Raw genomic sequence first — 26,237 nt, 5'->3', positions numbered from 1 at the left:
GCGCTGGCGGCGGCGGCGAGCGCGGCGGCGGTGGCGGCCGCGGGGCTGGAGGCCGCGCTGACCGGCGTGGACGGGTGGCTCGGGGACGAGCTGCGGCGCGCGTGGCCCCGGTACGGGGGGCGGCTGGCCGGCGTGCTGCGGGAGGCGGCGGGGTCGCGCGCCCCTACGGCGGTCGAGCTGGGCGGGGTGGTCGTGCCGGTGGGGGTCGCCGCGTGTGCCGACGACCCCGTTCACCCGTTGGCGATCGCCCGGACGTGGGTGGACGCCCTGCCTCGTGGCGCTCTGCGCACGACGACGTTGGCGGCGCTCGGCGCGGACCCGGAGTCGCTGGGCCGCGCCGCGCTCGCCGCGTACGCCGAGGCGTCGGGGATGGCCCTCCCGGGTTGAGCCGGTCGGACCGCCCCCACCGGGTCAGCCCTGCTGCTGGGCCTGGATGTGCCGGGCGATGGCCTCGGGCAGCTCGACCGGCAGCGGCGTGCGCACCGGCATCGGCTGCTCACCGCGCACCACGACCGTGTCGCGCATCAGCACGTACAGGGCCTGCGCCGCCTGGACGGCCATCTCCTCGTTCGGCGCCGCCGCGATGCCGCGCAGCATCCACCGGGGGCCGTCCACGCCCACCACGCGCAGGTGCACCTCGTTGTTGCGCGCCGAGATCTCCTCGCCCCACTCGCCGTTCTCCCGCAGGATGCGGAAGCCGTCGGACTTGAACTGGGCGATCATCTCGCCGCTGACCTCCGGCCACAGCCGGTCGTTGCGCGGCGCGGCGAACGCGCTCACGGTGAGCTGGCCGACACCGGTGAGCAGGTGCACGGCGCGCACCGCGCCCGCCTGGTCCATCTCCACCTGGAGCTGGGCCCCGTCCGGCACCGGCAGCCGGATCGAGCCCAGGTCGAGCCGGTTCAGGCCGTCGTCGGGGGCCTGCGACTCGTCGAACGGGCCCTCCTCGGGACCGTCCTCGCCGTCGAACTCGGCCTCGGGTTGCGCCGTCCCCCGGTTCGCGGAGTGCCTACCGCGCTTGCGGCGCTTTCCGAACATCGCCTTCACCCCTCCGTCCGGGCGAGCACCTCGTGCCCGCCAGTAGAGCCGTAGCCGCCGGCCCCGCGCGCGGACCCGGGCAGCTCCTCGACCTCGCGGAACACGGCGTGCTCCACCTTCTGCACCACCAGCTGGGCGATCCGGTCACCGCGCGTGAGCACGATGGGCTCGCGCAGGTCGTGGTTGACCAGGCACACCCTGATCTCGCCCCGGTAGCCCGCGTCGATCGTGCCCGGTGTGTTGACCACGCTCAGCCCGACGCGCGCGGCGAGCCCCGAACGGGGGTGCACGAACGCGGCGTACCCCTCGGGCAGCGCGACGGAGATCCCGGTGCCGACCACGGCGCGCTCACCCGGTTCGATCACCACGTCGGCGGTCGTCACCAGGTCCGCGCCGGCATCACCCGGTCGGGCGTAGGCCGGGAGTGGCACTGAGGGATCGAGCCGGGACAGCAGGACCTCGACGCTGGGCACGGCGCGCGAGACTACCCTGGTGGTGTGAGCGAGAGTGCTGTGACCGCCCCGACCGCCTTCCGCGAGCGGTTGTTCGTGCCGTGGTGGGGCTGGCCGCTGCCGCTGGCCGCGGCGGCCCTGCTGGCCGCCGAGATCCACATGGGGTTCCCGGGCGTGCGGTCGTGGCTGCCCTACGTGGTCCTGCTGCCCCTGGCGGTGCTGCTGCTGGCGCGGCTGGGTTCGGTGAAGGTCGAGGTCTCCGGGGGCGAGCTGCGCGTCGGCGAGGCCCACGTGCCGCTGGAGCTGCTCGGCGAGGTCGAGGTGTTCGACGCGAAGGGCAAGCGCCGGGCCATGGGGCCGAACCTCGACCCGATGGCGTTCGTCGCCCACCGCGGGTGGGTGGGGCCGATGGTGCGGGTGCGGCTGGAGGACCCCCGGGACCCGACGCCGTACTGGCTGTTCAGCGTGCGGTCGGCGGAGGAGCTGGCGGCGGTGCTGCGGGAGCGGTGAGCGCCCGCGGTGGCGTTCGCCGGCGGCCTGCCCCGAACGGGACTGCCCGAACGGGACTGCTCCAACGGGACTGCTCCAACGGGACTGGGCGCCACCCCGGCGGAGGGGTGAGCGCCCAGGTCTGGTCGTCGGTGCTGGTGTCGGTACCGGTGCTGGTCTGGTCGTCGGTGCGGGCCTGGTGGTCGTCGGTGCCGGTTCGGTCGTCGGTGCCGGTCGGGCTCGGTCTGCTCAGGCGCAGTCGCGGCAGATGTACTGACCGCCGACTTCCTCGGCCAGCCTGCTGCGGTGGTGCACCAGGAAGCACTTCGAGCAGGTGAACTCGTCCGCCTGCTTGGGCAGGACCTTGAACGTGAGCTCCTCGCCGGACAGGTCCGCACCAGGCAGCTCGAAGTTCTCGGCGGTCGCGTCCTCGTCGATGTCGACGACCCCGGACTGCGTTTCGTTGCGCCGCGCCTTCAGCTCCTCGAGGGAATCCTCAGCGAGTTCGTCCGCCTCGCTGCGACGCGGCGCGTCGTAGTCGGTCGCCATCTTTCCTTCACACCCCTGCGGTCAACGGAGACTGTTCGTTCGCTGGTTAACGTCCCAGCGCCCCTGTTTGTGCCCTCCGTCCCCAGTGACGGAGGTCTCGCTCTCGCGGCCGGGCGCCAACCCCCTGTCGTCGACGCTTCCCGGTGTCCGGCCCTGGGCGGAGCGCCGAGAGGGTAGCTCATTGTCCGGGCCGTCGTGCAGCGGGTTCCCCCTAATTGAGCAGACGGGTGACAGGCCCTTCGCACGCTGGCCCTATAGGCTCTGGGGAGGCAGTGACCACCCGTCCCGCACGTCCCACGGCGCCCTGAGCGCCGTCAACCGTCCGCGACCGGGTGACAACGGCGTGCCACCACCGGCCCGAGGCGCGGGGCGGTGGGGCGCGGCCTAGCCTGATCACCATCAGCACTGCGCCAGGGGGAGGTCGGCGGACGTGGGACCCGGTACGGGAGGAAACGGGTCGTCGCGGTACCGGAAGCGGCGGCCGTTGCCGGCGCTGGTCTTGTTCCTCGTGCTGGCCGTGACCGCGGTGGTGGTGTGGAACCGGGTGCTCTCCGAGGCCGGTGACGTGGACGCGGCGATCCGCTGCGCCCCGCCCGGCGGGGCGCCCGCGTCGGGCGCGCCCGCGTCGACCACGCCGAGCCCGGGGACGGTGCTGGCGCACGACGCGCTGGACCGCACCGACCCGGTGCCGGCGGGCGAGGTCCACTTCCGGGTGTTCAACGCGAGCACGCAGCGCAACCAGGCGCGGTTCGTGGCGACGACCCTGATGGAGATGGGGATGACCCAGGCGGCGGACCCGGGCAACGACCCGGTGTACCCGGCGCAGGACATGACCTGCCGCGGGCAGATCCGGTTCGGGGCGCCCGGCGCCGGGGCCGCCCGCACGCTGAGCCTGGTCGAGCCGTGCCTGGAGCTGGTGCGCGACGAGCGGCAGGACGCGACCGTGGACGTGGCGATCGGCAAGAAGTTCGGCGAGGTGAAGCCGAACAGCGACGCCCGCAAGGTGCTCGACCAGCTGGCCGCGTGGGCGGAGCAGCAGCCGGAGCAGCAGGGCGGCCAGGCCGCCGAGGCCGCCGCACCGCCGTCGCTGAACGCCGCGAACCTCCAGGGCGCGCGCGAAGTCCACTGCTGACCCCCGCGTCCTCCTGGCCGGCGTGCGCGGGGTGGAGGACACGGCCGGGGTCAGATCCTGGCGAAGTCGGCCTCGACGAGGGCCTGGACGAGGGCCTCGGCGATGCCGGGCGCGGCGGCGAAGGTGGCGTCCGCCCCCAGGGCCGGGTGCTCCCCCGGCAGGTGGACCACGGCGCCCGCCTCGCGGGCGATCAAGGCCCCCGCCGCCCAGTCCCAGCGGTTGAGGGCGTGCTCGGCGTAGGCGTCCAGGCGGCCGGCGGCCACCGCGCACAGGTCCAGGGAGGCCGCGCCCGCCCGGCGCATGTCGCGGACCCGGGTGGACAGGGCCGCCCAGGTGTCGGCCTGCCGCTGCCGGCGGTCGGCCCGGTAGGAGAAGCCGTAGCCCAGGAGGGACACGTCCAGGCGGGTGGCGTCGGAGACGGACAGGCGCCGGTCGTCCAGGAACGCGCCGCCGCCCGCCGAGGCGGTCCACAGGTGGCCGGTGGCCGGCTCGTAGACCACCCCCGCGATGGACTCGCCGTCGACCTGGGCGGCGAGCGAGACGGCGTAGTGGGGGATGCCGTAGAGGTAGTTCACCGTGCCGTCGATCGGGTCGACGACCCAGGTCAGGCCCTCGGCGGCGGTCTCACCGCCCTCCTCCTCGCCGAAGACCGGTTCACCCGGGCGCAGCGTCGCGAGCCGCCGGCGCACCAGCTGCTCGGCCGCCCGGTCGCCCGCCGTGACGACGTCGGTCGGGGTGCTCTTGGTGTCGACGTCCGCCACGGCGGAGTCGCGCATGTTCCTCGCCAGGTCACCGGCTTCGCGCGCGACGGCGGCGGCGATCCCGACCAGGGGGAGCGGATCGAAACGCAACTGTTCCTCCTGCGTCACTCTCACGGGACTATCGGAGAAGTGCAGGCTAATCTCAGCGGCCACGGTCACTGAATCGAGTAGGAAGGGCCACGGGGATGGGCATGACCCGCGGGTTCGGCGTGGACATCGGCGGCTCCGGCATCAAGGGCGGGCTCGTGGACCTGGAGGCGGGTGCACTGGAGGGCGAACGCCTGCGCATCACCACGCCGCAGCCGTCGACGCCGGACGCGGTCGCCGACGTGGTCGCCGAGATCGTCGAGAAGTTCGGCTGGGAGGGGCCGGTGGGCGTCACCCTGCCGTGCGTGGTGCAGCACGGCGTGGCCCGCTCCGCCGCCAACGTGGACAAGAAGTGGATCGGGACGGACGCCGCCGGGCTGTTCGCCGCCCGCCTGGGCCGGCCGAAGGAGCAGGTCGTCGTCATGAACGACGCCGACGCCGCGGGTGTGGCCGAGATGCGGTTCGGTTCCGGTCGGGACCGGAACGGGCTGGTGGTGCTGCTGACCTTCGGCACCGGCATCGGCAGCGCCCTGTTCCTGGACGGCAGGCTCGTCCCCAACACCGAGTTCGGGCACCTGGAGGTCGACGGCCACGACGCCGAGACCCGCGCGGCCGCCTCGGTGAAGGAGGACAAGGACCTGACCTGGGCGGAGTGGACGCCCCGGGTGTCCCGGTACATCTCGGTGCTGGAGAACCTGATCTGGCCGGACCTGGTCATCGCGGGTGGCGGGGTGAGCAAGAAGGCCGAGAAGTGGCTCCCGCTGCTGGAGGTGCGGACCGAGGTGGTGGCCGCGGCGCTGAAGAACGACGCGGGCATCGTCGGCGCGGCCGTGGCCGCCGCGCACGACCTGGCGCCCTGACCCACCCGGGGCTCCGCTCAGTACGGGGCCCTGAGCTGCGAGAACGCGTGTCGACCCCGTTCGGTGCACGGCGGGGCGCAACGGCACGCGGTTCTCGTCGTTACAATGGAACGGTGCCCCGCTGACGAACGATCCGGCGGGGGATCCCCCGTACTCCGGCGACCGAGGTTCGCGCCCTTCGGTTTGCCTTGATCGACAGTCGCGAAAGGGCGTACGTGGCAGCCGCGAAGACGACCCAGGCAGCTCAGGCTGACGCCGAGGAGACGCCCAAGGCCACCTCGGCGAGGAAGGCCCCGGCCAAGAAGCCGGTGGCGAAGACCGCCGCGGCGGGCAAGACGACGACGCGGGGACCGCGCAAGGCGGGAGCCAAGGCGGCGCCCGCCGGGCCGGCCAAGGCGAAGAAGGCGGACGGTGACGAGCCGGAGGGCCTCGAAGGGCCCGAGGGCGAGGACCTGGTCGACGACGTCGAACTGATCGACGAGCCGGTCGAGGAGGAGCCCGCCGAGGAGGAGGCCAAGCCCGGCGAGGGCGACTTCGTCTGGGACGAGGAGGAGTCGGAGGCCCTGCGGCAGGCCCGCAAGGACGCCGAGCTGACGGCCTCCGCCGACTCGGTCCGCGCCTACCTCAAGCAGATCGGCAAGGTCGCCCTGCTCAACGCGGAGGAGGAGGTCGAGCTCGCCAAGCGCATCGAGGCCGGCCTCTACGCCGCGGAGCGGGTGCGCCGCGCCGAGGACGAGAGCGAGAAGCTCACCCCGCAGCTGCGCCGCGACCTGCGGTGGATCGTGCGGGACGGCGAGCGGGCCAAGAACCACCTGCTGGAGGCCAACCTCCGCCTGGTGGTGTCGCTGGCCAAGCGCTACACCGGTCGCGGCATGGCGTTCCTGGACCTGATCCAGGAGGGCAACCTGGGCCTGATCCGCGCGGTGGAGAAGTTCGACTACACCAAGGGCTACAAGTTCTCGACGTACGCCACGTGGTGGATCCGCCAGGCGATCACCCGCGCGATGGCCGACCAGGCCCGCACCATCCGCATCCCGGTGCACATGGTCGAGGTCATCAACAAGCTCGGCCGCATACAGCGCGAACTGCTCCAGGACCTGGGTCGCGAGCCCACCCCGGAGGAGCTGGCCAAGGAAATGGACATCACCCCGGAGAAGGTGCTGGAGATCCAGCAGTACGCCCGGGAGCCCATCTCGCTGGACCAGACGATCGGCGACGAGGGCGACAGCCAGCTCGGTGACTTCATCGAGGACTCCGAGGCCGTGGTGGCGGTGGACGCGGTGTCGTTCACGCTGCTCCAGGACCAGCTCCAGTCGGTGCTGGCGACGCTGTCCGAGCGCGAGGCGGGCGTGGTGCGGCTGCGGTTCGGCCTCACCGACGGCCAGCCGCGGACGCTGGACGAGATCGGCCAGGTCTACGGGGTGACGCGGGAGCGCATCCGGCAGATCGAGTCGAAGACGATGTCGAAGCTGCGCCACCCGTCCCGCTCGCAGGTGCTGCGCGACTACCTGGACTAGGCGACGGATCGAGCGAACGCCCCCCGACCACATCGGTCGGGGGGCGTTTCGCGGCGCGGTGACGAGCCGGTGAACCGGACGAAGACGTCCGGATGGTGGAACACGAGGGCGTGTTCGCTCTGGGCTGACCGAAGTGTCACCGATCACACCGGAGTGCTCCCGACGCCCACCTTTCGGACCAGCGGTGGTGATCCCGATGCCGTATCCGCAGGTCGGAAACCCGTGGCGCGACAGCGGAAAGTGAGGACGCACCCGGCGAACCCGCGGCAGGTCGCAGGTTCGAACCACTCGACCGCCGGGTAGAGGGACAGTGACGCGGGTCGCCACGGCCCAGGGAACACTGACTTACGCCCGTGCGTCTGCAAGAGTGGAAGCAGCGAACACGGCGCACCCGCCAGATGCGAGGTGGTCGCAGCTAGGTGTGAGGGCACCGATCCCCGGTGCCGGGACGGAGGGAGATTTCCATGACTACCACGCTCACCCGCCCCGCGTTGACCGCTGCCGACCGCTGCGACCGCTGCGGGGCCGCTGCCCAGGTTCGCGCCGTACTCCCCTCCGGGGGCGAGCTGCTGTTCTGCGGGCACCACGCCCGCGAGCACAGCACGAAGCTGCGCGAGCTCGCTGCCGAGTTGCAGCAGGGCTGAACACCGCGAGCCGCCCTCGGCTCGTGGCACCCTAGCCGTCTGGGGCGGGGATCCCACCGGGATCCCCGCCCCCCGCATGTCCGGCCCTTGAGGACCGTTCCCGGATTCCGGGAACGGGTCGGCCCCCGGGAACGGGTCCGGGGGCCCGGGAACGGGTCCGGGGGCCCGGGAACGGGTCCGGGGGCCCGGGAACGGGCCCGAACCCCGGGGACGGGTCAGACCTCGCCCAGCACGGGCTCGAAGGCCAGTTCGGCCGCCCCGACGAGCTTCGCGTCCCGGCCCAGCGGTGACGACTCGATGCGGGTACCGCCGACCGCGCGCGACACCAGGGACCGCTCCTGCACGGTCCGCCGCAACCGGTCCACCAGGGACTCGGGCAGCGCGGTGAACAGGTCCCCCAGCACCACCAGCTCGGGCCCCAGCATGTTGACCGCGGTCACCAGGCCCATGGCCAGCCACTCGGTGAACTCGCCGAGGCGGTGCGCCACCGAGTCCGGCGAGCCCGCCAGCGAGCGCAGCTCGGCCACCACGGCGCCGCGCGGGGAGTCCTCGGGCAGCGCCAGCGCCCGGCACAGGGCCGCCTCGCCGACCTCGGTCTCCCAGCAGCCGTGGCAGCCGCAGTAGCAGCGCCTGCCGCCGGGGCGGACCACCATGTGGCCCAGCTCGCCCACGTAGCCGCCGGTGCCGCGCAGCGGTTGCCCGCTGGAGATGACGCCGCCGCCGATGCCGACGTCGGCGGAGATGTAGACGACGTCGGACGAGCCGCGGGCGGCGCCCCGGGTGTGCTCGGCCAGCGCGCCGAGCTCCGCGTCGTTGCCGATCTGCACGGGCACCTTCAGCACCGCGGCCAGCCGCTCGCCCAGGGCCACGTCGGTCCAGTGCAGGTTGGGCGCCTCGTGCACGAGCCCGTCCGAGCGGCGCACCACGCCGGGCACGGACACGCCGACCCCGACGGCCCGCGCGTCCAGCTCGTCGGCCAGCAGCTTGGCCGAGTCGGCGATGTGCGTGATCACCTCGCCGGGGTCGCGGGACCGGTGGTGCAGGTTCCACGAGTCCCGGCCGAGGATGTCGCCGCCCAGGCCCACCATGGCCATCGCCACCTGCTCGACGCGGATGTCGATGGCCATGACCACGGCGGCGTGGGGTTGGGGCAGCACCAGCAGGGACGGGCGGCCCGCGCCGGAGCGCTGGGCGGGCACCCGCTCGGCGACCACACCGGACTCGGCCAGGCCGTCCACCAGGGCTTTGATCGTGCTGCGGTTGAGACCCAGCTCAGCCGCCAGCGACGCCCTGGTGGACGGTCCGTCCACGTGCAGCCGGCGCAGCAGCGCCGAGCGGTTGTGCCTGCGGACCTCGTCCGGCCGGGCTCCCGCGGTCGGTGAACTCACGTCAACGGCTGGAACTCGCCGCCCGGCGACGGGACAGCGCGTCGATGCTCGCGGCCAGCAGCAGCACCAGGCCGGTGACCACGTACACGACGGCGGCGGGCTGCTTGAGCAGGCCCATGCCGTTGTAGATGGTGGCGAGCACCGCGCCGCCGATGACCGCGTCGCGCAGCCTGCCCTTGCCGCCGAACAGCGACACGCCGCCGATCACGGCCGCGCCGACCGCCATCAGCAGGGTGTTGCCGCCACCGGCGTTCGGGTCGACCGAGCCGACCTTCGAGGAGTACACGATGGCGCCGATGGCCGAGGCGGAGGAGGCGATCACGAAGACGCTCATCCGGATCTGGGCCACGTTGATGCCGGCGCGGCGGGCGGCTTCCTGGTTGCCGCCGACGGCGTAGACGTGGCGGCCGTAGCGGGTGCGCTCCAGCACGAACGTGCCGAGGACCAGGAGCACGAGCACGAGCGGCACCACGTACGGGACACCGGCGATGACGACGAAGTCGCTGGCCGAGCGGTTCACCGTCAGCGCGTAGGTGGCGGCCGCGGCGAGCACCACGACGATGCCGACCTTGGTCAGGATCAGCGGGGTGGGCTGGGCGACCAGGCCCTTGCGCAGCCGGCTGAAGTGGCGGCCGAGCACGAGCGCGGCGTAACCGCCCGCGGCGATGGCGAACAGCGCCCAGGAGCCCGCGGTGCTGAGGTTGCCGTTGGCGACGTTGAACAGCACGTCGTTGCGCAGGCCGAGGGTGCCGCCGTCGCCGATGAGCTGGAGGACGACGCCGCTCCAGGTCAGGAACAGGCCGAGGGTCACCACGAACGACGGGATGCCGACCTTCGCGACCAGGAAGCCGGTGACGGAGCCGATCGCGGCGCCGACGCAGATGGCGAGCAGGATCTCGACCCACGGGTTGGCCGGGACGCCGATCAGCGAGACCAGGAGCGCGAAGCCGGCCATGCCGACGGCGGGCCAGAGCTTCACGACCGCGGCGAGCGCGATCGCCAGCACCAGCACGGCGCAGTACATGATGAAGACGGTGTCGCCCATGCCGCCGAGCAGGTTGCCGTTCTCGACCAGGTGCAGCGCCATCACCGACGCGGTGACGCCGGACGCGGTGCCCGCGGACAGGTCGATCTCGCCCAGCAGGAGCACGAACACCAGGCCCATGGCGATGATGACGATGCTCGCGCCCTGCGCGAGGAGGTTGGCGATGTTGCCCAGCGTCAGGAAGGTGTCCGCCAGGGAGCTGAACACGATCAGCAGCACCACCAGGCCGAGCAGCGCGGGCAGGGAGCCGAGCTCGCCGCCGCGCAGGCGGGCCACGTAGTCCCGCAGCGCCTCGCCGGTGGACTGGGAGGTGGTGTCGATGCCGAAGTCGGAGATGGCGCCCTGGGGGTCCTTGGGCGACGTCTCGCTGGTGGTGTTGGTCATGCTGCGTTCCTCGTCCTGAGCCCTCGGCGTCAGATGGTGGCGGATTCGGCCCGGGCGATGCCCAGGTCCCCGGAGCGGCCGGCGGTGATCAGCTCGACCACCTGGCCGTGCGTGACGTCCTTGGTGTTGACCTCGGCGGCCATGCGGCCCAGGTAGAGGCACGCGATGCGGTCCGCGACCTCGAACACGTCGTTCATGTTGTGGCTGATCAGCACCACGCCCAGGCCCTGCTCGGCCAGCCGGCGCACCAGGTCGAGCACCTGTCGGGTCTGCGCGACGCCCAGCGCCGCGGTCGGCTCGTCGAGCAGCACGACCCGGCTGTTCCACAGCACGGCCTTGGCGATGGCGACGGTCTGCCGCTGGCCGCCGGACAGCGACGAGACCTGCGTGCGCACGGACTTGACCGTGCGGACCGACAGCGAGGTCAGCGTCCGGCGGGCGGCCTGCTCCATGTCGGCCTCGTCGAGCATCCCCAGCTTGCCGCGCTCGCGGCCCAGGAACATGTTCTGGACGATGTCGAGGTTGTCGCACAGCGCCAGGTCCTGGTACACGACCTCGATGCCCATGTCCGCGGCCTCGCGCGGGCCCGAGATGTGGACCTGCTTGCCGTCGAACAGCACCGTGCCCGAGTCGGTCGGGTGGATGCCCGCGATGCACTTGACCAGCGTGGACTTGCCCGCGCCGTTGTCGCCGACGAGGGCGGTGACCTGACCGGGGTGAACGGCGAAATCGATGTCGTGCAGCACGTGCACGGGACCGAAGGTCTTGTTGATGCCGCGCAGCTCGAGGATCGGCTCGCTCACTGGTTTCCTCCTGTGTCCCCACTCGCGGGTGGGCGCGCCGGGGCGGGGTGCGGCAACCGCACCCCGCCCCGGCGCGAGCGTGAACTACTTGATGCCGAGCTCGGTGCAGGTGGCGGCGAGGTCGGTGACGCAGACCTCACTGGCCTTGACGAAGCCGGCGTCCACCACGGTCTTGACGTTCTCCTTGGTGATCAGCTGGGCCTCCAGCAGCACCGACTTGACGGTGCGGCTGCCCTTGGTGTCCTCGACCGAACCGGTGGCGAGCGCGTCGGCGCCGGCCTTGTCGCCCTTGGCCAGGGCGGCGGCCAGCTTCGCGGTGGCGTTGGCCTCGGCGTCGATCGGCTTGAACACGGTCATGAACTGGTCGCCGCGCAGGACGGCCTGGAGGCCCTCCGGGGTGGCGTCCTGGCCGGTGACCGGGACCTTGCCGTTCAGGCCGTACTTCTTGAGCACGGTGATGACCGCGCCGGCGAGGCCGTCGTTGGCGGCCACGACGCCGTCGACCTTCTGGCCGTTGCCGGTCAGGATCTGCTCGAAGGTCACGCCGCCCTGCTGGTTGTCCCAGTCCGGGATGGCCTGCGACTGGACCAGCTTGTAGTCGCCGGCGCCGTACTTGGGCTCCAGGACCTTCTTCTGGCCGTTGTGGAACAGGGTGGCGTTGTTGTCGGTCGGGGCGCCCTCGATCTCGATGACCTCGGCGGGCTTCTTGCCCGGCGCCAGCTTCTCCAGGCCCTGGACCAGGCCCTGGCCCTGGAGCTCGCCGACCTTCTCGTTGTCGAACGAGACGTAGTAGTCGGAGCTGCCGCCCAGGTTCAGGCGGTCGTAGTCGATGACCGGGATGCCCGACGACTTGGCCTTCTGCGCGACCGACGCGCCGACCTCGCTGTTCGGGGTGGCGATGATCAGGACCTTGACGCCGGCGTTGATCATGCCGTCCGCCAGGGTCGAGAACTTCTGCACGTCGCCCTGGGCGTTCTGGATGTCGGGGTCGAGCCCCTCGGCCTTGAGCGCCTTCTCCAGCAGCGGCTTGTCGAAGCCCTCCCAGCGGGCCGAGGACTTGGTCTCCGGGAGGATGACGCCGACCTTCGTGCCACCGCCCGAGGCGCTGTCCGTGTTGGTGTCCGTCGTGGTGTCGCCACCCGTGGACGTGTTCGCGCCACAAGCCGTCATGGCCAACGCAAGGCCCGTGCTTGCGGCGATGAGAGCGAGGCTCTTGCTGCGCATCCAGCCATCCCTTTCACGCAGGTGCATAAATGTTGTGGCGCACAACGTATGCCCCCACCCACGGTGACCGGAAGCACACTTGACCGATAAAGAGGGCACGATGCGCTAACAGCGAGGTAACCGAACGGACATCCAACTACGCCGAACGGCCCAGTTGGTCACATCCGGTCACGAAAGGGACGGTTCGAGGGTTTGTTCTGACCCGCAACGGTCGGAACCGGTACCGCCGGGGAAAATCATCAAGGCCGTGACGCGGAGTGGCTCACCATGAACGCAGCGTGGCGATCCGCTCCTCCAGCTGCTCGATGCTGGCCATCGCCGTGGGCGGGCCGCCGCAGTACTCGCGCAGCTGGTTGTGGATCTTGCCGTGCGGCTTCCTGGTGCGGTGGTGGTGCATGGCCACCAGCGTGTTGAGCTCCTTGCGCAGCTGCGCCAGCCGCTCCTGCACGCCCGCGGGGCGGGCCGCCGGGGCGGGCGGCGCGGGCGCGGCGGCGGCCGCCGCGGTCCGCTTGCTCGCCTCCACCAGCTGCTTCTCCTGCCGCTGCCGCAGCAGCGCGCGCACCTGGTCGGGCTCCAGCAGACCGGGCAGGCCCAGGTACTCCTGCTCCTCGTCGCTGCCCGCGAACGCCGCCGTGCCGAACGAGGAACCGTCGTAGATCACCTGGTCCAGCTCGGCCGACGCGCCCAGCGAGGTGAACGCGCGCTCCTCCTCGCCCGGCTCGTCGTCGACCCTGTTGGCCTGCGACAGCAGGTCGTCGTCCCAGCCGTCCTTCTCGCGGTGGGGCTTGCCCAGGACGTGGTCGCGCTGCGCCTCCAGCTCGCTGGCCAGGCCGAGCAGCACCGGCACGCTGGGCAGGAACACGCTGGCCGTCTCACCCCTGGCCCGCGCCCGCACGAACCGGCCGATGGCCTGGGCGAAGAACAGCGGGGTGGAGGCGCTGGTCGCGTACACGCCGACGGCCAGCCGCGGCACGTCGACGCCCTCCGACACCATGCGCACCGCGATCAGCCAGCGCTCCTGCGAGGCGGCGAACTCGGCGATGCGGCCCGACGCCTTGGGTTCGTCGGAGAGCACCAGGGTGGCCGCCTGGCCGGTGACGCGCTGGAGCACCTCGGCGTACGCCTTGGCCACGGTCTGGTCGGTCGCGATGACCAGGCCGCCCGCGTCGGGGATGCCGCCGTTGCGCAGCTGCGTCAGCCGCACGTCGGCGGCCTTGAGCACCGAGGGCATCCACTCGCCCGACGGGTCCAGCGCCACCCGCCACGCCCGCGCGGTCTGCTCCTGGGTCAGCGGCTCGCCCAGCCGCGCGGAGAACTCCTCCCCCGCGCTCGTGCGCCACGCCGCCTCGCCCGAGTAGGCCAGGAAGATCACCGGCCGGACCACGCCGTCCTTGAGGGCGTCGGCGTAGCCGTAGGAGTGGTCGGCCCGGCTGCGCTGCGCGCCGTCCGGGCCCGGCTCGTAGGTGACGAACGGGATCGGCGAGTCGTCCGAGCGGAACGGGGTGCCGGTCAGGCACAGCCGCCGCACCGCCGGGGTGAACGCCTCCCGGATCGCGTCGCCCCAGGACTTGGCGTCGCCGCCGTGGTGGATCTCGTCGAGCAGGACCAGCGTCTTGCGGTTCTCCGTGCGCACCCGGTGCAGCATCGGGTGCGCCGCGACCTGCGCGTACGTCAGCGCGACGCCGTGGAAGTCGCGGGAGGTGACCGCGTTGGTGTTGCGGAAGTTCGAGTCGATGGCGATGCCCGCCTCGGCCGCCGCCCGCGCCCACTGGTGCTTGAGGTGCTCGGTGGGCGTGACGATGGTGATCGCCTCGACCGTGCGGTCGGCCAGCAGCTCGGCCGCCACGCGCAGGCCGAACGTGGTCTTGCCCGCGCCGGGCGTCGCGACGGCCAGGAAGTCCTTGGGCCGGGCGGCCAGGTACTTGGTCAGCGCGCGGCGCTGCCAGGCGCGGAGCGGGCGGGTTGCGACGACCTGCGGCTGCGACAACCTCGGAACCCCTCCAGCGCTGATCACCTGCGGTGCGGACCTGCGCGATCACCTGCGGTGCGGACATGCGAATGCCCTCGGTGCGGGTGACCGTCGAGGGCGAGGGACAGCCTACCCGCTGCGGCCGCCCCGCACGGCTCGCGGCACGGACCCGGGTTCCGGTGACGCGGAATCGGCCCGGATGCACCATGCTTGACCTCGCGATGGGTTCGCCTCGGGACGACAGGGCGCGCAGCTCGGGCCGCAACGGTCCACTGCGCCTGTTGGCGCGCACCTGGTCCAAGGCGTGGGCGGGCAGCATCTTCTCCGAATCCGCCGAGGCCGCGTTCTGGCAGACCCTGTCGTTCCCGCCGCTGCTGCTGGGCCTGCTGGGCAGCCTGGGCTACGTCGGCGACTGGCTCGGGCCGGACGTGGTGGGCGCGGTCAAGGACCGGATCATCTCCACCTGCCGGACGATCTTCAGCCAGGACGTGGTCAACGGGGTGATCGTGCCCACCGTCGACCAGGTGCTGACCACCGGCAAGGGCGAGATCGTCTCGGTCGGCTTCCTGATCTCGTTGTGGGCCGGGTCCTCGGCGATGTCGTCGTTCGTGGACGCGATCACGGCCGCGCACGACCAGTACGGGGTGCGCAACGAGGTGTGGCAGCGGATCTTCGCGCTGCTGCTCTACATGGCGAGCCTGGTGCTGCTGGTCATCGGCCTGCCGGTGCTGGCGCTGGGCCCGGACGTGCTGCCGCGGCTGTTCCCCGACTCGTGGGAGCCGACGATCGGCAGCTGGCTGAGCGCGTTCTACTACCCCGCCATCGGGGTGCTGCTGGTGCTGGCGCTGGCCACGCTCTACAAGGTGGCGCTGCCGAACAAGCTGCCGTGGCACCGGCTGGTGCCGGGGGCCGTGCTGGCGATGGCGGTGTTCCTGCTGTCGTCGATCGGGCTGCGGCTCTACATCCGGTGGATCACCACCACCGGCTACACCTACGGCGCGCTGGCCACGCCCATCGCGTTCCTGCTGTTCGCGTTCTTCATCGGGTTGGCGATCACCCTCGGGGCCTACTTCAACAGCGCGTTGCAGGAGATGTGGCCGGCGCGGATGACCCGGCGGCAGCGGCGGCGGTGGCAGCGGCTGGAGATCGAGCGGGCGGCCGAGCGCATCCGGTCCGGCGAGGACCGGCGGGTGCGGGAGCGGGGCGGACCGGGGACGGAGGACCCGCCCGCGAACGTCACCGGCGGCCCCGCCGGGCACCTGACCGAGCACCCCGCCGACCGTCCCGCCGAGAACCCCGCGGCGCCCGCGGTGAACGGCGTCGCGGAGCCCACCGTGCCGCTGGGGGTCGAGCGGCCGGAGGAACCCCCGCCCGTGCGGCGGCTCCTGGACTGACCGGCTCCCCGGCACCGGACCCGGGGCTCGGGCGCTCGGAACCCGGACGCCCGGGGCTCCGAACCCGGCTCGGGACCCCGACGCCCCGGCACCGGTCCGCGCGGGACCGGCGCCGGGGCGTCGGGGTCAGGGCGTCGGGGACCTACTCTCCGCCGCCCGCGGGCAGGCCGTCGTAGATCCGCTTGCAGTCCGGGCACACGGGCGAGCCCGGCTTGGGCGACTTCGTCACCGGGAAGACCTCGCCGCACAGGGCCACCACGTGCGTGCCCATGACCGCGCTTTCCGCGATCTTGTTCTTGCGCACGTAGTGGAACATCTTCGGGGCGTCGTCACCGGTGTGGTCGGTGCCTTCCGGCCGGGTCTCCACCTCGGGGAGGGTCTGCGTACTCACCCGCCCAGCGTACCTGGGAAGATGGCCGCTCGTGAGTACGCCGAGCATCACCGAAGAGGTCGAATCCGCCCTGGCCGGGAACCGGCCGGTGGTGGCGTTGGAGAGCACGATCCTGTCGCACGGGCTGCCGCCCGGCCGCAACCGCGAGGTCGCCACCCGGATCGAGGACGCGGTGCGCGCGGCGGGCGCGGTGCCCGCCACGATCGCCGTGCTGGGCGGGGTGCCGAAGGTCGGGCTGACCGCCGCGGAGCTGGACCGGGTCTGCGACCCGGCGAACGACCTGGTGAAGCTGTCGCGGCGGGACCTGGGCGCGGCGTTCGCGCTCCGGCGGGACGGGGCGACCACGGTCGCCGGCACGGCCGCGCTGGCGCACGCCGCCGGCATCGGCGTCTTCGCGACCGGAGGGTTGGGCGGGGTGCACCGGGGCGCGCGGGAGACCTGGGACGTGTCCGCGGACCTGGACGTGCTGGCGACCACGCCGGTGCTGGTGGTGTGCTCCGGGGTGAAGTCGATCCTCGACGTCGGGGCCACGCTGGAGCTGCTGGAGACCCGGTCGGTGCCCGTGCTGGGGTACCGGGTGGACCGGTTCCCGGCGTTCTACCGGCGCGAGTCCGCGTTCGACGTGCCGTGGCGGGTCGAGTCGGCCGCCGAGGCCGCCGCGGTGGTGGCGGCGCACCGCGCCGGGGTGACCGGGTCGTCGGGCGTGCTGCTGGCCAACCCCGTGCCCGCGGCCTTCGAGATGCCCGCCGACCTGCACGAGCGGCTGTTGACCGAGGGGCTGGAGCTGCTGCGGTCGCGCGGCGTGCACGGCAAGCAGGTCACGCCCGTGCTGCTGGAGCACTTCCACACCGCCAGCGGCGGGGTGAGCCTGGACACCAACGAGGAGCTGGTGGTGTCCAACGCGGTGCTGGCCGCCGAGGTGGCCGTGGAGCTGGCCGCGGCGGGGGGCGGTCGGTGACCGCGGTCGTGGTCGTGGGCGACGCCGGGCTGGACGTGGTGGCCCGGCACACCGGCCCCGTCGTGCACGGCGGCGACACGCGGGCCTCGGTGACCATCGAACCCGGCGGGGCCGGCGCGAACACCGCGGCGTGGCTGGCCTCCTGCGGCGCGTCCCCGGTGCTGCTCACCCGGGTCGGCGCGGACCCGGCCGGCAGGCAGGTCCGAGCCGAGCTGACCGCCGCCGGGGTGCGGTGCGCGTTCGTGGTGGACCCCGGCGCGGCGACGTGCTGCGTGGTGGTGCTGGTGGACGGCGCCGGGCAGCGGACCATGCTGCCCGACCGGGGCGCCAACGCCCGGTTCTCCCCCGGCGACGTGGACCCCGCGCTGCTGGGCGGCGCCTCCCACCTGCACCTGTCCGGGTACGTGCTGCTGGACGCGTCGTCGCGGGCCGCCGGGGTGGCGGCGCTGCGGGCGGCGCGGGAGGCCGGGTTGACCACGTCGGTGGACCCGCAGTCGGCCGCGCTGTTCTACGACGGCTTCCTGGACGACGTGCGGGGCGTGGACCTGCTGCTGCCCAACACCGAGGAGCTGGTGGGGCTCACCGGGTCGGCGTCGCCCGGAGCCGCGCGGGATCTGCTGGACGTGGTGGGCGCGGTGGCGCTGACGGCCGGCGCGGGCGGGGCGAGCTGGGTGGACGCGGACGGGGTGGTGTCGGTGCCCGCCGAGGACGTGGCGTGCGTGGACTCGACCGGGGCCGGTGACGCGTTCGACGCCGGGCTGCTGGCGGCGTGGCTGACCGGGGCGTCCCGGCGGGACGCCCTGCTGGCCGGCGTGCGGGCGGCGGCGCGGGCCGTGTCGGCGGTGGGGGCGCAGCCCGCCGGCCCGCCACCGCCGGGTTCGCTCAGCCGTCGATGACCTGGTGCGGGCGCGCCTCGACGGCGCGGTGCTCGCGCACGAAGCGGTTGGGCTTCTCCGCCTTGCGGGGCGGCCGGTCGTTGGCGATCAGGACCGCCATCCAGGGCAGCGGCACGGACAGCACCAGGAAGGCGAGCGCCAGCCACCAGGTCTCGTAGAAGACCATCGCCAGGACCAGGCACGGGATGCGGGCGCCCATCACGATCGCGTACTTGCGCTTGCGGGCGGCGTGCTGCTCCTCGTAGGAGGGAGCCGCCGCGGTGATGAGCACCGGTGTGCTGTCGCGCTCGGGGTTGGTCACGACATCACCTCCAATGGCTCCATGGTCCCACCAGGGACCGGGGACGACACAACGGGTGGAGGGTGATTCGCGCCGCGGTTGCGGCCGTTCGGGTCCGTGGCGGACCATCCCGCCTGTGGTGGCGCTGGATCGGCTGGTGGACGTGCTGGGGAGCCTGGGCACGCACCTGTGCTGCGCGCCGCGCGGGCGGGACGTGGAGCTGCGGGGCGTGGCGCTGCACGACCCGGCCGAGCACACCGCGGCGGCGCCCGACGACGTGCTGCTCGGGCTGGGGCTGCCCTCCCACGCCGCGGCGGCCCGGCTGGTCGGCGGGACCGCGGCGGCGGCGGTCGTGCTGCACGGGTCGCCGCCGCTGGACGAGCGGGTGATCACGGCGGCGCGGCGGTCCGGGGCGGCGGTGCTGCTGGTGGACCCGTCGGTGCCGTGGGGGCAGCTGGCGAACGTGGCGCAGACGCTGGTGCTGGGCGGGCAGGGCGCCGGCGACCTGTTCGCGGTGGCCGACGCGATCGCGGCGGTGGTCGGCGGGCCGGTGACCATCGAGGACCAGCAGTCGCGGGTGCTGGCCTACTCGTACCGGCAGCAGGACGTGGACCAGGTGCGGGTGCAGACCATCCTGGGTCGGCGGGTGCCGGAGGAGGCGCGGCGGGCGCTGGACTCCTACGGGGTGTTCGCGCACCTGGCGCGGTCCGACGAGCCGATCTTCGTGCCGAAGCTGACCGACCAGCTCGGTGGGCGACTGGTGGCGGCCGTGCGGGCGGGGCGCGAGCTGCTGGGGTCGGTGTGGGTGGAGGTCGACGCGGCGGTGGACGCGGTCCGGCACGCGGCCCTGGTGGACGGGGCGCGGACGGCGGCGCTGCACCTGCTGCGGGCGCGGGCGTCGGCGGACCTGGAGCGGCAGGCCGAGGCGGACCTGGTGATCGAGGCGCTGGAGGCGGGCGCGCCGGGCACCCTGGCCCGGCTGGGGCTGCCGTCGACCGGGTTGCGGGTGATCGCGGTGCAGGCGCACGCCGGGGAGGGCGAGCACGGGGCGGCGCTGCTGGCGTTCTCCCGGGCGACCTCGGGGTTCGGCTGGTCGCGGCCCGGCCGCTCGGCGCTGTTCGGCAACGTCCTCTACACCGTGCTGCCGTGCGACGAGGACGCCGCGGCGGCGGTGGACTGGGTCCGCGCCCTGGCCCGTGAACTCCCCGCCGAGGCGGTGGTGGAGGCGGGCATCGGGGGCCGCGCGGACGCCGGCTCGCTGACCGCGTCGCGCACGGAGGCCGACGAGTGCCTGGCCCTGTCCACCGGCGACCCGGTCGTCTACGACCGGTCCTGGTCCCTGGTCCTGCTGCGGCGGCTGGCGAGCGTCGCCCGGACCGGCCGCGTGCCCACCCGGGGCCCGGTGGCCGACCTGCTGCGGCACGACGCCGAGCACGGCACGCACTACGCGCCCACCCTCCGGGCCTGGCTGGCCGCGCAGGGCGACGCGCGCGAGGCGGCCCGCGCCCTGGCCGTGCACCCCAACACCCTGCGCTACCGGATGCAGCGCATGTCCGAGGTGACCGCCGTCCCCCTGGACGACCCGACCCAACGCCTGGCCATGGCCATAGCCCTGACCATCACCCCACCCCCCTAGACCCGCGCGAGTCGTACGCCCAGACCTCGCGAGTCGTACGTCCAGACCCCCCGAGTTACACGTTCAGACCCCGCGAGTCGAACGTTCACGACCACCGTGTCGAACACTCGGGACAGGTGAGTTCAACGCTCGCGGTCGTGCCATGGCTACCGGCTGGTAACCGCTGACCAGGCACGGAACGACGCGAATGTTGAACTCGGGGGTCGCGAACGTACGACACGGTGGGCCTGGACGTACGACTCGCGAGGTCTGGACGTACGACTCGCGCGGGGTGGGCGGGCGGGGGTGGGTGGGGCGGGGGACGATGGCGCGGTGGTTCCTGATCTTTCTGTTGAGTTGACCGGTCGGTTGCGCGAGGCGTTCCTGGAGGTGGGGTACGACGCGGACGGGGTGCTGGGGGTGCTGGGGCCCCGGGCCCACGCGGCGCTGGGGAGGGGTGAGCCGGAGGCCGCGCGGCGGGCGTCGCGGGACGCCGGCGCGCTGGGCACGCTGATCCGGCTGTTCCTGCTCGGGGACGCCGAGGACGAGAAGGCCGTGCGGCGGGCGCTGCCCGGGGTGGACCTGGACGCGGCGATCGGCAACGAGGTGCTGCGCGGCGACGGGGCCGAGCTGCGGGCGGGGCTGGACGTCCGGCCCTACGGCGACGACGAGGGGTCGTGGTGGGTCGTCGCCGACCTGGACTCCGAGCAGCGCGGCGGACCGGTGCCCGCCGACCACGTGCTGGGCGTCGGGCACGCCTCGATCAGCCTCGCCCGCGCCACCTCCCGGCGGCCCGTCGGCACCCTGCTGGACCTGGGCACGGGGTGCGGGGTGCAGGCCCTGCACGCGAGCAGGCACGCGGGGCGGATCACCGCGACCGACCTGTCCGAACGCGCGCTGGCCCTGGCCGCGGGCACGTTCCGGCTCAACGAGGTCGACGTGGAACTGCGCCGGGGCGAGTGGTTCGCCCCCCTGCGCGGGCGCCGGTTCGACCAGGTGGTGTGCAACCCGCCGTTCGTGGTGGGCCCGCCGCGCGTCGACTACGTCTACCGCGACTCCGGGCTGGAGGGCGACGACGCGAGCGCGCTGGTGGTGCGCCAGGTGCCGGCGTTCCTGGCCGAGGGCGGCGTGGGCCAGCTGCTCGCCTCCTGGCTGCACCGCCGGGGCGAGGACTGGGCCGACCGCGTCAGCGCCTGGCTGCCCCGCGGCGGCGGCGTGGACGCCTGGTTCGTGCAGCGCGACGTGGCCGACCCGGCGCTCTACGTCGGCACCTGGCTGCGCGACGCCGGGGTGGACCCGCGCGGCGACGAGGGCCGCGCCAAGGCGGGCGCCTGGCTGGACTGGTTCGCCGAGAACGACGTGGAGGGCGTCGGCTTCGGCTTCGTCACGCTGCGCCGCACCGACACCGAGCACCCCGAGGTCGTCTGCGAGGACCTGCGCCACGCCTACGACGACCCGCTGGGCCCGGAGTCGGCCGCCTGGCTCGACCGGGTGGCCTGGCTGCGCGCCCACGGCAACGACGACCTCCTCGCGACCAGGTTCACGGTGCCGCCCACCGTGCTGCTGGAGGAGGTCTCAGAGCCCACCGGGGACGGCTGGGAGGCGGTCGTGCGCCGCCTGCACCGCACCGACGGGCCCGGCTGGCAGCACGAGCTGGACGAGACCGCGGCGCGGCTGCTGGCGGGCTGCCGCGGGGCGCTGCCGCTGGCGGACCTGATCGCGCTGCTCGCCTACGCCCAGGACCTGGACGCGGACGCGCTGACCGCGGCGGCCCTGCCGGTGGTGCGCGACCTGGTCCGGCACGGGATGGTGGCGCCCGCGTGAGGGCCGTTGTGGCGAGGGTCACAGAGGCGTCCGTGGTGGTGGCCGGTGAGACCGTGGGCGAGATCGCCGAGCCGGGCCTGTTGGTCCTGCTCGGCGTGCACGTCGACGACACCGCCGAGCAGGCGTCGGTGATGGCCCGGAAGTTGCACGAGCTGCGCGTGCTGCGGGACGAGCAGTCGTGCGCCTCCACGGGCGCGCCGCTGCTCGTGGTGAGCCAGTTCACCCTCTACGGGGAGACGAGGAAGGGCCGGCGGCCCTCGTGGACGGCCGCCGCGCGCCCGGAGCACGCCGCGCCGTTGGTGGACGCGGTGGTGTCGGAACTGCGGTCGAGGGGCGCCCGAGTTCACACAGGACGGTTCGGCGCCATGATGTCCGTGCGGAGTGTGAACGACGGCCCGTTCACCGTGTTGGTCGAAGTCTAGATCCTTCTCAGGGAATCCTCAGGATTCACCGGGCAACCGCTGTGACGGCAGTGACGTCTTCAAGGTCGAGGAAGCGGGAACCATTTCGGTCGGGTTTGCGTTCTCCTCAGTGTCAGACCACCGAAAGGTGGGACCGCGCAGCGCAGCGCGGAGTGCGCGACACGACCGCACTGCCAGCCCGCGACAAGGGGGAGGGAGCTCCATGACCGTCCCGAAGGTCTTCGACCGCGAGGTCGGGAACGAGCAGACCACGACCAGCGCCGAGATGGACCTCGACGCCCAGGGACCGGCCGCCGACCTCGTTCGGGTGTACCTGAACGGCATCGGCAAGACGGCGCTGCTGACAGCCGCCGAGGAAGTGGAACTCGCGAAGCGCATCGAAGCGGGGGTGTTCGCGCAGCACATGCTGGAGACCAAGTCCGGTCTGCCCGATGTGCGCCGCGGCGAACTTCGTGCGCTGATCCGCGATGGCCACGTCGCCAAGAACCACCTCCTCGAAGCGAATCTGCGGTTGGTCGTATCGCTGGCGAAGCGGTACACCGGTCGCGGAATGCCGCTGCTGGACCTGATCCAGGAAGGGAACCTGGGTTTGATCCGCGCGGTCGAGAAGTTCGACTACACCAAGGGTTTCAAGTTCTCCACCTACGCCACCTGGTGGATCCGCCAGGCGATCACCCGCGGAATGGCGGACCAGGGCCGCACCATCCGGCTCCCGGTCCACCTGGTGGAGCAGGTCAACAAGCTGGCGCGGATCAAGCGCGACCTGCACCAGCAGCTCGGCCGCGAGGCGACCACCGAGGAGCTGGCCCGGGAGTCCGGCCTGACCCCGGAGAAGGTGTCCGACCTGCTCGACCACGCCCGTGACCCGGTGAGCCTCGACATGCCCGTCGGCGCCGAGGAGGACGCCCCGCTGGGCGACTTCATCGAGGACTCCGACGCCACGGACGCGGAGAGCGCGGTCATCTCCGGCCTGCTCCAGGACGACCTGCGCCGGGTGCTGGCCACGCTGGAGCCGCGCGAGCAGTCCGTGATCCGGCTGCGCTACGGCCTGGAGGACGGCCAGCCGCGCACGCTCGACCAGATCGGCAAGCAGTTCGGCCTGTCCCGCGAGCGGGTGCGGCAGATCGAGCGCGAGGTCATGGCGAAGCTGCGGCAGGGCGACCGCGCCGCCCGGCTGCGCGCCTACGCCAGCTGACGGACCGGCCCCCGGGGAGCAACGCGGTGTCACCCGTTCAGCCGGGTTGACGCGCGGCGCTCGCCGGGGCACGGTCGGGCATTGCGAGCCACGCGACACCTCCGCCCCATCTCGCGGGGTGTCGCACACCGAGGAAGGTCGGGGCGGTCGGGGGCCGGCCCGGCCTTCCGTGTTCCCGCCCCCGGAGCCCAGAACCCCGGGTACTCGGAACCGTGGGCACTCAGAGCTCCAGGTACTCGGCCAGCTTCGCCCGGAAGAACGCGACGTGGGCCTCCCGCTCCTCGCCGGTGTACCCGCGCGGCACGCCCTCCACGATCATGACCAGGCACAGGTACGCCCGGTAGAGCGCGATCCTGGCCCGCTCCGCCGGGGTGAACCCGGCCACGCCGTAACCGGCCAGGTAGTCCTCGTCCGGCTCGGTGAACAGGGCGACGCACACCACCTCGGCCAGCGGGTCGCCGAAGAACGCGCGCTCCGGGTCGATGATCCCCTCCACCCGGCCGTCGGCCACGAAGACGTTGCCCTCCCACAGGTCGAAGTGCACCAGGACGGGGGAGGTCACCTCGTCCAGCAGGTGGGCGCGGGCGGCGAACGCCGGGCGCACGTCGGGCAGCTCCACGCCGAACCGGTCGGCGTCGGCGAGCACCGCGGCGACCATGTTCCCGAACGCCTCCCGCCACGTCGCCCCGCCCGGCCCCTGGACGTAGCCGAACGAGTCGCCGGTGACGCCGTGCAGCCGGCGCACGATCCCGCCCAGCTCGCGGCGCAGCGCGGCCCGCTCGGCGTCGGACAGCTCGGCGGCGTGCCACGGCGTGCCGCGCAGGGCGGTCATCACGAGCAGCCCGTCCTCGTGCAGCAGGACCCGGGGCGCGGGCACCCCGCGGTCGGCCATCAGCCCGAACACCAGGGCCTCGGTCCGCATCAGGTCGCGCTCGTAGGTGAGCAGCGGCACGCCCGGCGGCGGCGCCACCTTGAGCACGACCTCGCGGCCGTCGGCGGCGGTGAGCCGGTAGGCGGTGTTGAACATGCCGTCGGTCAGCTCGACGTGCGCCGCGAGCGGCGAGCCGAGGACGCGGCGGAGCAGGGCGTCGAGCTCGGGCTCGGGCAGTTCGCGCTTGGTGAGGCTGAAGACCACGACACGAATCACACCACGGCCTGGCGGACGCGGCGGCGTGATCGGTATAGGTTCGGCGGAACCCGAACGCGCGCAAGGGAGCCCGCGACGTGCCCTCAGCGAACCCACCGCACAACCTCCTGGCCCCGGCCTTCCAGTACCGCGAGGTGCTGCCGCTGGCCAGGGACAACCACACCGAGTACCGCCTGGTCAGCCCGGACGGGGTGTCGGTGGTCGAGGCCGCCGGCCGGACGTTCCTCCAGGTGGAGCCGGCGGCGCTGACGCTGCTCGCCAAGGAGGCGGTCCGCGACATCCAGCACCTGCTGCGCCCCTCGCACCTGGCGCAGCTGCGCGCGATCGTCGACGACCCCGAGGCCAGCGGCAACGACCGGTTCGTCGCCATGGACCTGCTGCGCAACGCGTGCATCGCGGCGGGCGGCGTGCTGCCGATGTGCCAGGACACCGGCACCGCGATCGTGATGGGCAAGCGGACCGAGTCCGTGCTCACCGGCGGCACCGACGAGGAGGCCCTGTCGCGGGGCATCTTCGAGGCGTACCAGGAGCTGAACCTGCGGTACTCGCAGATGGCGCCGGTCACCTTCTGGGACGAGAAGAACACCGGCACCAACCTGCCCGCGCAGATCGACCTGTTCACCGCGCCCGGCACGGAGCCGAAGTACGAGTTCCTGTTCATGGCCAAGGGCGGCGGCTCGGCCAACAAGACGTTCCTCCACCAGGAGACGAAGGCGCTGCTGAACCCGTCGCGGCTGGCGAGGTTCCTGGACGAGAAGCTGCGCTCGCTGGGCACGGCCGCGTGCCCGCCGTACCACCTGGCCGTGGTCGTCGGCGGCCTCTCGGCCGAGCAGAACCTGAAGGTCGCCAAGCTCGCCTCCGCCCGCTACCTGGACGGCCTGCCCACGGAGGGCTCGGCGGCCGGCCACGCGTTCCGGGACGTGGACCTGGAGCAGCAGGTGCTGGAGCTGACCCGGAACTTCGGCATCGGCGCCCAGTTCGGCGGCAAGTACTTCTGCCACGACGTGCGCGTGGTCCGGCTGCCCCGGCACGGCGCGTCGTGCCCGGTCGGCATCGCGGTGTCGTGCTCGGCCGACCGGCAGGCCAAGGCGAAGATCACGCCCGAGGGCCTGTTCCTGGAGCAGCTGGAGCGCGACCCGGCCCACTTCCTGCCGGAGGTGACGGGCGAGGATCTGTCCGACGAGGTCGTGCGGGTCGACCTGACCCGCCCGATGGCGGAGATCCGCGAGACGCTGTCGCGGCTGCCGGTGAAGACCCGCGTGTCGCTGACCGGCCCGCTGGTGGTGGCCCGCGACATCGCGCACGCCAAGATCAAGGAGCGCCTGGACGCGGGCGAGCCGGTGCCGCAGTACCTGAAGGACCACCCGGTGTACTACGCGGGCCCGGCCAAGACGCCCGAGGGTTACGCGTCCGGCTCGTTCGGCCCCACCACGGCCGGCCGGATGGACTCCTACGTGGAGCAGTTCCAGGCGGCGGGCGGCTCGCTGGTGATGCTGGCCAAGGGCAACCGGTCCCGGCAGGTCACCGACGCCTGCCGGGCGCACGGCGGGTTCTACCTGGGCTCGATCGGCGGCCCGGCGGCGCGGCTGGCGCAGGACTGCATCCGCAAGGTCGAGGTGCTGGAGTACGCCGAGCTGGGCATGGAGGCGGTCTGGCGGATCGAGGTGGAGGACTTCCCCGCGTTCGTCGTGGTGGACGACAAGGGCAACGACTTCTTCGCCGAGACCTCCGCCCCGACGCTCCAGATCAGCTTCCGGAGGTGACGGCGGGCCG

The 26,237-nt window shown here is 73.0% G+C and carries 25 protein-coding genes and 1 pseudogene; 14 read left to right on the top strand and 12 right to left on the bottom strand.

Annotated elements, in window-relative coordinates; all coding sequences use genetic code 11:
* A pseudogene (locus ACFP3R_RS14730) lies at positions 1 to 387 on the top strand (alpha/beta hydrolase); the annotation flags it as partial.
* 24 nt (positions 388 to 411) lie between these two features.
* Here the strand turns inward: ACFP3R_RS14730 and ACFP3R_RS14725 are convergent.
* Positions 412 to 1,038 carry a DUF3710 domain-containing protein gene (locus tag ACFP3R_RS14725; RefSeq protein WP_380636473.1) on the bottom strand — a complete coding sequence of 209 codons (627 nt, stop codon included), beginning with the start codon at positions 1,036 to 1,038 and terminating at the stop codon, positions 412 to 414.
* 5 nt (positions 1,039 to 1,043) lie between these two features.
* Positions 1,044 to 1,511, bottom strand: a complete 468-nt coding sequence (dut, locus tag ACFP3R_RS14720; RefSeq protein WP_380636471.1) for a dUTP diphosphatase — start codon at positions 1,509 to 1,511, stop codon at positions 1,044 to 1,046.
* A gap of 24 nt (positions 1,512 to 1,535) precedes the next feature.
* On the opposite strand from dut, the gene ACFP3R_RS14715 reads away from it, so the two are divergent.
* Positions 1,536 to 2,000 carry a DUF3093 domain-containing protein gene (locus ACFP3R_RS14715; RefSeq protein WP_380636469.1) on the top strand — a complete coding sequence of 155 codons (465 nt, stop codon included), beginning with the start codon at positions 1,536 to 1,538 and terminating at the stop codon, positions 1,998 to 2,000.
* 228 nt (positions 2,001 to 2,228) lie between these two features.
* Here ACFP3R_RS14715 and ACFP3R_RS14710 read toward each other — a convergent pair whose 3' ends face one another.
* A complete protein-coding gene (locus ACFP3R_RS14710; RefSeq protein ID WP_344042363.1) occupies positions 2,229 to 2,528 on the bottom strand; it encodes a DUF4193 domain-containing protein in 300 nt (99 codons plus the stop codon).
* A 430-nt stretch (positions 2,529 to 2,958) separates the two neighbouring features.
* Here ACFP3R_RS14710 and cei point away from each other — a divergent pair, with 430 nt between their 5' ends.
* Positions 2,959 to 3,660 carry an envelope integrity protein Cei gene (gene cei, locus ACFP3R_RS14705; RefSeq protein WP_380636467.1) on the top strand — a complete coding sequence of 234 codons (702 nt, stop codon included), beginning with the start codon at positions 2,959 to 2,961 and terminating at the stop codon, positions 3,658 to 3,660.
* Between the two features lie 50 nt (positions 3,661 to 3,710).
* Here the strand turns inward: cei and ACFP3R_RS14700 are convergent, their stop codons facing one another.
* On the bottom strand, positions 3,711 to 4,511 hold the full coding sequence (locus tag ACFP3R_RS14700; RefSeq protein ID WP_380636465.1) for an inositol monophosphatase family protein: 801 nt from the start codon (positions 4,509 to 4,511) through the stop codon (positions 3,711 to 3,713).
* 95 nt (positions 4,512 to 4,606) lie between these two features.
* Here ACFP3R_RS14700 and ppgK point away from each other — a divergent pair, with 95 nt between their 5' ends.
* From ppgK to ACFP3R_RS14685, 3 genes are all read left to right on the top strand, one after another.
* Positions 4,607 to 5,368, top strand: a complete 762-nt coding sequence (gene ppgK / locus ACFP3R_RS14695) for a polyphosphate--glucose phosphotransferase (protein ID WP_380636463.1) — start codon at positions 4,607 to 4,609, stop codon at positions 5,366 to 5,368.
* 215 nt (positions 5,369 to 5,583) lie between these two features.
* The gene (locus ACFP3R_RS14690; protein WP_380636461.1) at positions 5,584 to 6,885 is read left to right on the top strand and encodes an RNA polymerase sigma factor; all 1,302 of its coding nucleotides are present in this window, start codon (positions 5,584 to 5,586) and stop codon (positions 6,883 to 6,885) included.
* Between the two features lie 464 nt (positions 6,886 to 7,349).
* Positions 7,350 to 7,529 (top strand): DUF7455 domain-containing protein, encoded by a 180-nt coding sequence (locus ACFP3R_RS14685; protein ID WP_015800348.1) that lies wholly within the window; start codon positions 7,350 to 7,352, stop codon positions 7,527 to 7,529.
* Positions 7,530 to 7,744: 215 nt separating this feature from the next.
* On the opposite strand, the gene ACFP3R_RS14680 is transcribed toward ACFP3R_RS14685, so the two are convergent.
* From ACFP3R_RS14680 to ACFP3R_RS14660, 5 genes are all read right to left on the bottom strand, one after another.
* Entirely contained in the window at positions 7,745 to 8,917 is a 1,173-nt protein-coding gene (locus ACFP3R_RS14680; protein ID WP_380636459.1) for an ROK family protein, read from the bottom strand.
* Between the two features lies 1 nt (position 8,918).
* Positions 8,919 to 10,346, bottom strand: coding sequence for a sugar ABC transporter permease (locus ACFP3R_RS14675; protein ID WP_380636458.1), 1,428 nt, complete (start codon positions 10,344 to 10,346; stop codon positions 8,919 to 8,921).
* A 29-nt stretch (positions 10,347 to 10,375) separates the two neighbouring features.
* On the bottom strand, positions 10,376 to 11,149 hold the full coding sequence (locus ACFP3R_RS14670) for an ATP-binding cassette domain-containing protein (RefSeq protein WP_380636456.1): 774 nt from the start codon (positions 11,147 to 11,149) through the stop codon (positions 10,376 to 10,378).
* An 84-nt stretch (positions 11,150 to 11,233) separates the two neighbouring features.
* Complete coding sequence (locus ACFP3R_RS14665) at positions 11,234 to 12,373, bottom strand: sugar ABC transporter substrate-binding protein (protein ID WP_380636454.1); 1,140 nt, start codon at positions 12,371 to 12,373, stop codon at positions 11,234 to 11,236.
* Between the two features lie 262 nt (positions 12,374 to 12,635).
* Positions 12,636 to 14,360, bottom strand: coding sequence for a DEAD/DEAH box helicase (locus tag ACFP3R_RS14660; RefSeq protein ID WP_380636452.1), 1,725 nt, complete (start codon positions 14,358 to 14,360; stop codon positions 12,636 to 12,638).
* A 188-nt stretch (positions 14,361 to 14,548) separates the two neighbouring features.
* On the opposite strand from ACFP3R_RS14660, the gene ACFP3R_RS14655 reads away from it, so the two are divergent.
* On the top strand, positions 14,549 to 15,736 hold the full coding sequence (locus tag ACFP3R_RS14655) for a YihY/virulence factor BrkB family protein (protein ID WP_380636450.1): 1,188 nt from the start codon (positions 14,549 to 14,551) through the stop codon (positions 15,734 to 15,736).
* 142 nt (positions 15,737 to 15,878) lie between these two features.
* Here ACFP3R_RS14655 and ACFP3R_RS14650 read toward each other — a convergent pair whose 3' ends face one another.
* Entirely contained in the window at positions 15,879 to 16,127 is a 249-nt protein-coding gene (locus tag ACFP3R_RS14650; RefSeq protein WP_380636448.1) for a DUF3039 domain-containing protein, read from the bottom strand.
* 31 nt (positions 16,128 to 16,158) lie between these two features.
* On the opposite strand from ACFP3R_RS14650, the gene ACFP3R_RS14645 reads away from it, so the two are divergent.
* Positions 16,159 to 17,085, top strand: a complete 927-nt coding sequence (locus ACFP3R_RS14645) for a pseudouridine-5'-phosphate glycosidase (protein WP_380636447.1) — start codon at positions 16,159 to 16,161, stop codon at positions 17,083 to 17,085.
* A complete protein-coding gene (locus ACFP3R_RS14640) occupies positions 17,082 to 17,981 on the top strand; it encodes a carbohydrate kinase family protein (RefSeq protein WP_380636445.1) in 900 nt (299 codons plus the stop codon). Before ACFP3R_RS14645 ends, ACFP3R_RS14640 begins: the two co-directional genes overlap by 4 nt.
* Here the strand turns inward: ACFP3R_RS14640 and ACFP3R_RS14635 are convergent.
* A complete protein-coding gene (locus ACFP3R_RS14635; RefSeq protein ID WP_380636443.1) occupies positions 17,968 to 18,282 on the bottom strand; it encodes a DUF3099 domain-containing protein in 315 nt (104 codons plus the stop codon). The two genes, ACFP3R_RS14640 and ACFP3R_RS14635, sit on opposite strands and share 14 nt — an antisense overlap.
* Before the next feature lie 115 nt (positions 18,283 to 18,397).
* Here ACFP3R_RS14635 and ACFP3R_RS14630 point away from each other — a divergent pair, with 115 nt between their 5' ends.
* From ACFP3R_RS14630 to ACFP3R_RS14615, 4 genes are all read left to right on the top strand, one after another.
* Positions 18,398 to 19,897 carry a PucR family transcriptional regulator gene (locus tag ACFP3R_RS14630; protein WP_380636441.1) on the top strand — a complete coding sequence of 500 codons (1,500 nt, stop codon included), beginning with the start codon at positions 18,398 to 18,400 and terminating at the stop codon, positions 19,895 to 19,897.
* A gap of 312 nt (positions 19,898 to 20,209) precedes the next feature.
* Positions 20,210 to 21,700 (top strand): DUF7782 domain-containing protein, encoded by a 1,491-nt coding sequence (locus ACFP3R_RS14625; RefSeq protein ID WP_380636440.1) that lies wholly within the window; start codon positions 20,210 to 20,212, stop codon positions 21,698 to 21,700.
* On the top strand, positions 21,697 to 22,122 hold the full coding sequence (gene dtd / locus ACFP3R_RS14620) for a D-aminoacyl-tRNA deacylase (protein WP_380636438.1): 426 nt from the start codon (positions 21,697 to 21,699) through the stop codon (positions 22,120 to 22,122). Before ACFP3R_RS14625 ends, dtd begins: the two co-directional genes overlap by 4 nt.
* A 202-nt stretch (positions 22,123 to 22,324) precedes the next feature.
* Positions 22,325 to 23,317 carry a sigma-70 family RNA polymerase sigma factor gene (locus ACFP3R_RS14615; protein WP_380636437.1) on the top strand — a complete coding sequence of 331 codons (993 nt, stop codon included), beginning with the start codon at positions 22,325 to 22,327 and terminating at the stop codon, positions 23,315 to 23,317.
* Positions 23,318 to 23,537: 220 nt separating this feature from the next.
* Here the strand turns inward: ACFP3R_RS14615 and ACFP3R_RS14610 are convergent, their stop codons facing one another.
* Positions 23,538 to 24,452, bottom strand: a complete 915-nt coding sequence (locus ACFP3R_RS14610; protein WP_380636435.1) for a phosphotransferase family protein — start codon at positions 24,450 to 24,452, stop codon at positions 23,538 to 23,540.
* 89 nt (positions 24,453 to 24,541) lie between these two features.
* Here ACFP3R_RS14610 and ACFP3R_RS14605 point away from each other — a divergent pair, with 89 nt between their 5' ends.
* The gene (locus tag ACFP3R_RS14605) at positions 24,542 to 26,227 is read left to right on the top strand and encodes a fumarate hydratase (protein WP_380636433.1); all 1,686 of its coding nucleotides are present in this window, start codon (positions 24,542 to 24,544) and stop codon (positions 26,225 to 26,227) included.
* Positions 26,228 to 26,237 lie beyond the last annotated feature (10 nt).

It is taken from the genome of Saccharothrix lopnurensis, assembly GCF_042658445.1.
Lineage (GTDB): Bacteria > Actinomycetota > Actinomycetes > Mycobacteriales > Pseudonocardiaceae > Actinosynnema > Actinosynnema lopnurensis.
This window is presented reverse-complemented; position numbering and strand designations above follow the sequence as displayed.

Excerpts from the sequence above, each read along its gene's own strand:
- ACFP3R_RS14725 (WP_380636473.1), bottom strand. The coding sequence starts at position 1,038 with ATGTTCGGAAAGCGCCGCAAGCGCGGTAGGCACTCCGCGAACCGGGGG.
- ACFP3R_RS14710 (WP_344042363.1), bottom strand. The coding sequence starts at position 2,528 with ATGGCGACCGACTACGACGCGCCGCGTCGCAGCGAGGCGGACGAACTC.
- ppgK (WP_380636463.1), top strand. The coding sequence starts at position 4,607 with ATGGGCATGACCCGCGGGTTCGGCGTGGACATCGGCGGCTCCGGCATC.
- ACFP3R_RS14685 (WP_015800348.1), top strand. The coding sequence starts at position 7,350 with ATGACTACCACGCTCACCCGCCCCGCGTTGACCGCTGCCGACCGCTGC.
- ACFP3R_RS14675 (WP_380636458.1), bottom strand. The coding sequence starts at position 10,346 with ATGACCAACACCACCAGCGAGACGTCGCCCAAGGACCCCCAGGGCGCC.
- ACFP3R_RS14665 (WP_380636454.1), bottom strand. The coding sequence starts at position 12,373 with ATGCGCAGCAAGAGCCTCGCTCTCATCGCCGCAAGCACGGGCCTTGCG.
- ACFP3R_RS14655 (WP_380636450.1), top strand. The coding sequence starts at position 14,549 with ATGCTTGACCTCGCGATGGGTTCGCCTCGGGACGACAGGGCGCGCAGC.
- ACFP3R_RS14615 (WP_380636437.1), top strand. The coding sequence starts at position 22,325 with ATGACCGTCCCGAAGGTCTTCGACCGCGAGGTCGGGAACGAGCAGACC.